General features: G+C 41.1%; 1 protein-coding gene. It reads right to left on the reverse strand.

Annotation, left to right across the window (positions count from 1 at the left end; all coding sequences use genetic code 11):
* Nucleotides 1-370: 370 nt before the first annotated feature.
* Nucleotides 371-1,648 (reverse strand): IS110 family transposase, encoded by a 1,278-nt coding sequence (locus tag AMS59_RS22890; RefSeq protein ID WP_053486003.1) that lies wholly within the window; start codon nucleotides 1,646-1,648, stop codon nucleotides 371-373.
* Between the last annotated feature and the right edge of the window lie 115 nt (nucleotides 1,649-1,763).

Raw genomic sequence — 1,763 nt, forward strand, 5'->3', positions numbered from 1 at the left:
CTCCCTCTATAAATGTTGATATATCAACGGTTTGACCCGCTTTTAAGATTGATAAAAAATTTTTTATCGCAATTTTTACATAGTCTTTTCTAGTTCTTAAATAATTTGTCATTTAGTGAGTACGCTTCGCTAAAGCTAATTGGTTAAAATTAACTTTCAATTCCACTATGTGATGCACTATGGATCTCTGCGATGCTTATGATGACGTACCCTCCCATGTCTCTTGGCGTCCTTGCGCATACATTCCTTCGTTCGGTCTATTCATAAGGCAGAGGCTGGCGATGCTCCTATAGGGACTCGCAGTCGGATGGAATAAATAATGCCGGCTTCTCCGTGTCATCCTTTTGTTGTAGGTCGAGCTTTGATGTTGCTAGGCTGCCTTTACGAGACTATTTAGGTCTTTCATCATATGGCTCACATCAAAATACACTTTCTTCTTGCATAAGGTGTGTAAAATCTTCAGTAACTTTCCACAGAGCACGACAATCGATTGCTTCTTTCGAAGTGGATTGATAGAGCGTGTGGTGTAATATTCATGTAATTTCTTAAAAGCTTCGTTGTGACGAAGTAATGGCATCATGACTCGAAATAAAAGAGCCCGTAATTTCCTTCTCCCTCGCTTGGATATCCGTTTTTGTCCTTTGTGTTGCCCAGAAGAGTTTTCACGCAATGTGAGTCCCGCTAGTTTGATTAATTGGCGTGGATGTTCATATTGTGTCAGTGAACCGACTTCTGAAAGTAGTTCGACAATCGTTACGTCGCTGATGCCTGGGACGGAATTTAAGTACTCATAGTCTGTCATTTCTTTTGCTAGCTTACTTAGCTGTTCTGTTAAGGTATCTATTTGGCTTCGCATTAATTTGTACTGTGTGAGGAGTGTGGCAATTTCTATTCGTGCCATCACGAGTCCCTCTGTCAGTCCAATAGAGTGCTGTGCTACCTCAACTAATTGTTTCGCTTTTGGTAGTTGGGGCGATTTCATTCCCTTCACTTGGCGATACATAAACAATAACTCTTCTGGCGTCTTCCCTTGGATATCACTGGGTAGTGGCGTCATTTCAAGCGCTGCATAGGCCATTTTTCCAAAGTCTTTGAACACTGTCATAAATTCCGGAAAGAAACGATCAATCCAACGAATGATGCGATTTTGTAAGGCATTCAGATCTTCTTGGATTTTGGAGCGTAGCGTTGCACCATTTCGTAATTCAGCTTCTACGCCCTCTAGAATACGTGGATAACTGAAACGTCCATCACGCATTAATCGTGCAATGACAAGGGCATCCTTTTGATCATTCTTCGTTTGAAGATTGTCATCCAATTCCTTTGAACGATTGACATGATGAGGATTTACCATGACAAACGGAATCCCATGAAGGGTAAGGTATGCGGCTAAGTTCATCCAGTAGTGCCCAGTAGGTTCAAACCCCACGAGAATTTCGCTTTTTTCATGTGTAGCACGTAACGCGAGTACTTTTTCATAAAAAGCATCGAAACCTTCTCTTGATTGAGAGAAAGGAAATGATTTTTGGAGCACACGTCCTCGTTCGTCGATGGCACAAGCATAATGCTTTTTCTTGGCGATATCGATTCCGATGACTAAAGTGTTTTCAGTGACTTGATTAATTTTATAGTTCGTATTAGAATGCATAAATGGAGTCCTCCTGTGTGATGATGAGTCAATTTGCCGTTGACACTCATGCATCATACAAGAGGGCTTTTTATTTTTCAAGCCCCTGAAAATCTTTCTAACAGGAATGCTCCTA

Source organism: Lysinibacillus sp. FJAT-14745 (assembly GCF_001275675.1).
In the GTDB taxonomy this organism is placed as follows: domain Bacteria; phylum Bacillota; class Bacilli; order Bacillales_A; family Planococcaceae; genus Lysinibacillus.

Bases quoted from the DNA above. Each gene is read 5' to 3' on its own strand.
- AMS59_RS22890 (WP_053486003.1), bottom strand. From the start codon at position 1,648: ATGCATTCTAATACGAACTATAAAATTAATCAAGTCACTGAAAACACT.